The sequence below is a fragment of the Streptomyces sp. NTD91 genome (genome assembly GCF_059510455.1).
Genome location: NZ_JCAJZW010000054.1, coordinates 41,065 through 47,069 on the forward strand (window position 1 = coordinate 41,065; position 6,005 = coordinate 47,069).

General features: G+C 74.6%; 6 protein-coding genes. 5 read left to right on the forward strand and 1 reads right to left on the reverse strand.

Features of this window, described 5'->3' with window-relative positions; translation table 11 throughout:
* Positions 1-178: 178 nt before the first annotated feature.
* Positions 179-937, reverse strand: coding sequence for a hypothetical protein (locus AC5WRT_RS34590; protein ID WP_496097378.1), 759 nt, complete (start codon positions 935-937; stop codon positions 179-181).
* A 521-nt stretch (positions 938-1,458) separates the two neighbouring features.
* On the opposite strand from AC5WRT_RS34590, the gene AC5WRT_RS34595 reads away from it, so the two are divergent.
* The 5 genes from AC5WRT_RS34595 to AC5WRT_RS34615 all read left to right on the forward strand — a co-directional run.
* Positions 1,459-2,337: an SCO6745 family protein gene (locus AC5WRT_RS34595; protein WP_496097379.1), complete on the forward strand. Its 879-nt coding sequence runs from the start codon at positions 1,459-1,461 to the stop codon at positions 2,335-2,337.
* Between the two features lie 456 nt (positions 2,338-2,793).
* The gene (locus AC5WRT_RS34600; protein WP_496100921.1) at positions 2,794-3,675 is read left to right on the forward strand and encodes a fructosamine kinase family protein; all 882 of its coding nucleotides are present in this window, start codon (positions 2,794-2,796) and stop codon (positions 3,673-3,675) included.
* 219 nt (positions 3,676-3,894) lie between these two features.
* Positions 3,895-4,086: a putative ATP-grasp-modified RiPP gene (tgmA, locus tag AC5WRT_RS34605; protein WP_014670659.1), complete on the forward strand. Its 192-nt coding sequence runs from the start codon at positions 3,895-3,897 to the stop codon at positions 4,084-4,086.
* Positions 4,087-4,104: 18 nt separating this feature from the next.
* On the forward strand, positions 4,105-5,088 hold the full coding sequence (tgmB, locus tag AC5WRT_RS34610; protein WP_496097381.1) for an ATP-grasp ribosomal peptide maturase: 984 nt from the start codon (positions 4,105-4,107) through the stop codon (positions 5,086-5,088).
* Between the two features lie 35 nt (positions 5,089-5,123).
* Positions 5,124-6,005, forward strand: an 882-nt coding sequence (locus AC5WRT_RS34615; RefSeq protein ID WP_496100922.1) for a Gfo/Idh/MocA family protein, incomplete at its 3' end; no start/stop codon positions are given.

The following is a 6,005-nucleotide window of genomic DNA, read 5'->3' on the forward strand; positions in this document are numbered from 1 at the left end:
CCTCATTCGGACACGGCAGCACGGGGATCAGGACACGGGGCGCCCGGAACACGGCCCGGCGCACGGGAAGAGCACGTTCAGTGGGACTTGCGCCGGAGGGACGTGGGGAGTGCGGCACGGGCCGCCGACCCGGTGGGACTGCCGGCGGTTGCCGCTGCCTCCGGACGGTTCGCGCCGGTCAGGACGCCGACTGGTCGGCCTTGCGCCGACGCAGCAGGTACATGCCGCCGGCGCCCAGGGCCAGCACGGCCAGGCCGCCCGCGGTGACACCCGGATCGGCGAGCGCGCCGCCACCGGTGTGCATACCGCCGTGCGGCTCCTGGCGGTCGCCGCGCTCGTCGTCGTCCCGGCCACCGTCCCGGCCTCCGTCGTGACCGCCGTCCTGGCCGCCGTCCTGGTAGTTGTCGTCGCCACCGTCGTCGCGGCCCGAGCCGGAGCCCCAGTCGCCACCGTGCAGCGCGGCGAGGGCCCCGCCACCGGTGTGCATACCACCGCGGGGCGTGTCGTGTCCCCGACCCTGGTCGCCGCCACGGCCGCCGTCCTCGTCCCCGCCGCCGTGGTCGCCGTCCCGGCCCTGGTCCTCGCCGCGGCCGTGGTCGTCCTCGTCGCCCCGGTCGTCACCCCGGCCGTCGCCACGCACCGCGGAGAGCGCTCCGCCACCCGTGTGGATTCCGCCGCGAGGCTCTTCGTGTCCGCGGCCCTTGCCGTGGTCGTTTCCCTGCTCGTCGTCCTGGTCGCGGCCCGAGTCGTGTCCGCGACCCCCGTCATCGGAACGGCCGTGGTCGTCGCCGGAACCCTGGTCGTGGTCCTGGCTGTAGGAGGAGTCGTCGCGGCCGCCGTCATCACCCGCGGAAACGGCGAAGGCGGCACTGGGCGCAGCGAAGGTCAGAGCGGCGGCGGCGGCCGCCGTGGCCAGAAGCATGCGGGCAGAACGCATAGCGATGTCCTTCCGCCGTGACCGGGCAGCGGATACCTCATCAGCTGAATGAACCCGGCCTCGACATGAACCACCGTCAGCGAGACCGCGGGCTCCCACCATCCGGGCCGCCCAGCCGTGTCGCCCCGCCACCCGTCTGACCCAGTGTTCGCGCTCCGTGGCCCTCGTACGGGGGAGTCGTCCGGCGCGACGCGCCGCTCCGCCGTCGCGTTCTTCGCGGTCCCGCAAGAGGGCCGCCGGCCTCCGGGCCCGGCACGACTGGTCCCTCCCTGTCGCACGGGCCGCTTCCTACGCGGAAGGCGGGCGAGGTGTCCGTGACAGCCGACCGTCGCCCGCTCGCCACGGTGGTGGTCCCGGCCGCCGGTGCGCGACGCATGGGCGGTACCCGGCCCCGCACCCCCCTGCCGGGGGGACATCCCGTCGAGTTCGGCAGCCCGGGCCCTTCCCCCTCTTGTTATGACCGCCGTCATAACGCAGGCTGGTGCCGACAGGACGTCAGGTCGACATGGCGGGAGGCAGCGGTGGCGGACGCGATGGCGCGGGCCCTGTGGGAGCGGTACGAGCCGGTGCACGATCTGCTCTATTTCGCCCCGGAGGTGCGCCGGGCGACGGACGCGCTCGGAATGCGCGGCTACTGGATGGGCTACTTCGCCCTGCGCGCCGCACCACTCGGCGCGGCGCATCCGTCCGTCGTGACGAGTTGTTTCTACGTCTTCCACCCCGCCCGGGTGACCCGCGCCCTGCCGGACGCCTGGGCCTACGCGACTCCGGCCGAGGTGCTGGCCGCCCGCGTGGACGCCCTGGACGCGGCGATGACCGCCCTCTTCGGGCCGGACACCGTCGGCTCGGCCGACTTCGTCGAGGCAGCCGACCTCGCCTGGGCGGCGGCCGCGGCGGCGGACACCACGGGCCGGGTGCTGGCCGCCGCGAACCAGGCACTGGAGCGCCCCGCCCGCCCCACGGCACGGCTGTGGCAGGGCCTCACCACCCTGCGCGAGCACCGGGGCGACTCGCATGTCGCGGTGCTGGTGGCCCAAGGGCTCGGCCCGGTCGAGGCCATGGTCCTCAAGGCGGCGGCCGGCGAGTCCGACGGGGCGTTCCTGCGGGAGACCCGCAAGTGGGAGCAGGCGGACTGGGACGCGGCCGGAACCCGGCTGCGCGAACGGGGCCTGCTCGCGGGCGACGGGTCGCTCACCCCGGCCGGCGCGGCCGTGCGGGCAGAGGTGGAGACACTGACGGACGCGGCGGCCGAAGGGCCGTGGACCGCGCTCGGCGCCGAACCGACCGCCCGCCTGGCCGAGCTGCTGGACCCGCTGGCCCGCGGGGTCGAAGCCTCGGGTCTGCTGCCGACGGGCAATCCGGTCGGGCTGACCCGCACCGCCCACCCGGTCGACCACTGACCGGCCTCGGCCCGGCGGCACCCCGGGCACCGCCGCGGCCACCGGCCGGTCAGGACCGCTCCGGGCAGACCCGGGCGTTCGCCCGCCCCTCAGCCCCCGCACGAGCCCGGGCAGTGGACCCTCCGGTTCCGGACAGCCTTCGTCAAGGGCCCCGCTCACTGGCCGCGCCCCGCCACCCGCCCGTCCGTCCGCGCCCAGGACGACCGCACAGCGGGAGGTGTACGGCTGGACCTCGAAGACGTCGGCCATCAGCACGGATACTGGGGTCGCAGAGGGAGATCCTCCGCCGCGCGCCAGCCTGCGGGGCCCTGTGCCCCGGCGCGGTGCTGCGGTGCCCGCACGCCGGCGGTACGGATTCGGCACGGACGGTCACCTTCTGGGTCTGACGCACATCAGTCGTGACAACGGTCGAAGTCGCACGCAGGGGGAGCGCGTTGCCGGACGTACGCTGGGCCCGTGGTCAACCGGGACGAGGAGCGCGAGGATCCGGCACGGGCGGCGGCCCGGCTCACCGGGCGCCCGGTCAGCGGTGCCCGGACGACCTCCGGATCGCCGGCCGAGGTGACGCTGGAGGACGGTACACCGGTGATGGTCAAACGGGGCGACGCTCCCGGCGCCGTACGCGCGGAGGTCGCGGGGCTGCGCTGGCTGGCCGCCGCGGACGCGGTGAAGGTGCCCGCGGTGCTCGGCCACGACGACCGCTGGATGGTGACGGAGCGCGTGCCGACCGGCCGTCCGGATCCCGAGGCGGCGATGCGTTTCGGCCAGGCCCTCGCCGCCCTGCATGCCGCGGGTGCCTCGGATTTCGGGGCGCCGCCCCCCGGCGGCCCGGCGGACGCCTTCATCGGCCTCGCCCCCATGCGCAACCGGCCGGGCTCCGACTGGCCCGGATGGTACGCCGAGCAGCGGGTGCTGCCGTATGTGCGCGGCGCCGTCGACCGCGGCACGCTACGCTCCGGCGAGGCGGCCGTGTTCGAGCGGGTCTGCGCGTTGCTGTCCGACCTGGCGGGCCCCGCCGAGCCACCCGCGCGGCTGCACGGCGACCTGTGGAACGGGAACGTGCTGTGGGGCGCCGACGGCGAGGTCCGGCTCATCGACCCGGCCGCGCACGGCGGCCACCGGGAGACCGACCTGGCGATGCTCCGGCTCTTCGGCTGCCCCCATCTCGACCGGGTCCTCGCCGGGTACGAGGAGCGGGCGCCGCTCGCGCCCGGCTGGCGCGAGCGCGTCGGCGTGCACCAGCTGTTCCCGTTGCTGGTCCACGCCGTGCTGTTCGGACGCGGGTACGCGGAACAGGCCCTGGCGGCCGGGCGGGACGCACTGTCACGCGCGGCCTGACGCGCCGCCGGTTCCACGGCCACGCAACGCCGGAGACGTCGTTCGGCGTCCTGTGCCATGCGGGCACCGGCACGCCCGCACAGCAACGGTACGGCGTTCAGCCGTCTCGTTGCTCCAGGGGACCCGTGGGTCACCCCCGACCTGCGGTTACTCAGCGTGAGGAAACCAATCACCCGTTCGATTCGTATAAGGACGTGAAAGCCTAATCAGGGAGAGACCATGCAACCGTTCACGCTCAACTACGCGCGCCCCGCTGTGCAGTTGGACGTCACCGCTCCGTATGCGTACGACTCCGGACTGCAGTTGAACGTCCTCCCGGACGGGCGGATCGCCGCCACCGACCACGCGACCCTCAGAGCACTGGGGACCACGACCTCGACCGCCGGTTCCAAGACGCACTTCGACGACTGAACCGCGGGCCTCACAGAGATGACCGTGCTCATCCTGACCAGTGAAGAAGACGTGACCGCGGACATGGTGATCCTCCGGCTCGGGGAGGCCGGGGTCCCCGTCGTCCGGCTCGATCCCGCCGATCTGACCAACGGGGTGGCGCTGTCGGTCGAGTACGTGCAGGGTGCCTGCCGTGGACATCTGTCCGTCGGCGGGCGCCTGCTGAGCATGAACGGCCTGCGCTCCGTCTGGGTGCGCAGGCCCGGGGACGCGGCCGCGCGCGCCGCCCAGCCGTCCGCCTGGCTGACCGAGGAGTCCGCGCAGGCGCTGTACGGCATGCTCCGCACCACCGGCGCACGCTGGATGAACCATCCCGACGCGGCCCGCCGCGCCCGTCACAAGCCCTGGCAGCTGCATCTCGCCCAGGGCAGCGGCCTCGCGGTGCCGGCCACGCTCATCACCACGTTCCCGCAGGCGGCGCGGGAGTTCGCGGGGCGCTTCCCGGACCTCGTGGTCAAGCCGGTGTCCGGTGCGCATCCGCAGGAGCCGCCGCGCGCGGTGCCGACCAGCCGGGTCGCACCCGACACCGACTTCTCGGCGGTCGCCTTCGGCCCGACGCTGCTGCAGCGCCGCGTCGCCAAGCGGGCGGACATCCGGCTCACCGTCGTCGGCGACACCCTGCTGGCCGCGCGCAAGCCCGTCGATCCGGACGCCCACCCGGACGATGTGGACGTCCGGTTCGCCCCGTCGGGCTCCCCCTGGCTGCCGGCTCAGGTGCCGCCGCGCGTCGACGACGGCGTACGGCGGTACATGAGGGGCGCGGAACTGGCGTACGGCGCGTTCGACTTCGCGGAGGACGCCGACGGGATCTGGTGGTTCCTGGAGTGCAACCAGTCGGGCCAGTTCGGGTTCGTCGAGATGGACACAGGTCAGCCCATCGCCGCCACGATCGCCGAATGGCTCGCCGGGGACGGGGGTCCGGACGGCAGGTGTGCGGAGGGCGAGCGGGGCGCAGCCTGTTGATGGTGCGGGGATCGGCTCGGAGAAAGGAACGCCATATGCGTATCGGACTGCTGGGGACGGGCCCGTGGGCCCGGGCGGCGTATGCGCCGGCCCTCACCGGACACCCTGGAGTGGAGTTCGCGGGAGTGTGGGGCCGCCGACCGGCGGCGGCCGACGCGCTGGCCGAGCAGTACGAGGTCGCTGCGTACGACGACCCGGACGCGCTGCTGGCCGACGTGGACGCCGTCGCGGTGGCCCTGCCGCCGTCCGTGCAGGCCGAGTTGGCGGTGCGTGCGGCAGAGGCGGGCCGTCATCTGCTGCTGGACAAGCCGCTGGCGCTGTCGGTCGCCGACGGGCGGGCCGTCGTGGCCGCGGCCGAGCGGGCCGGGGTCGCGTCGGTGGTGTTCTTCACGGCGCGCTTCCAGAAGGAGCCGGACGCCTGGATCGACGAACAGGCCTCGACGGCGGGCTGGTTCACGGCCCGTGCGCAGTGGCTGGGGGCCGTGTTCACCTCCGACAGCCCGTTCGCCGCCTCGCCGTGGCGGCGGGAGAAGGGCGCGCTGTGGGACGTCGGCCCGCACGCCCTGTCGGTGCTGCTGCCGGTCCTCGGCGACGTACGGCAGGTCGTGGCGGCGGCACACGGTCCGGCGGACACCGTGCACCTGGTCCTCGACCATGCCACCGGCGCCTCGAGCACGCTCACGCTGAGCCTGACGGCGCCGCCCGCGGCGGCCGGGGCCGATGTGGAACTGCGCGGGGAGGCGGGCGTGGCGCTGATGCCGGGCAGCTCCGAAGGGGCGGTCCCCGCGCTCTCCCGCGCCGTGGACGCCCTCGTGACCGCCGCCCGCACGGGCCGCCCGCATGCCTGCGACGCCACGTTCGGCCTCCGCGTCACCGAGATCCTCGCCATGGCCCGGTCCCGCCTGCCCGACGGCCGG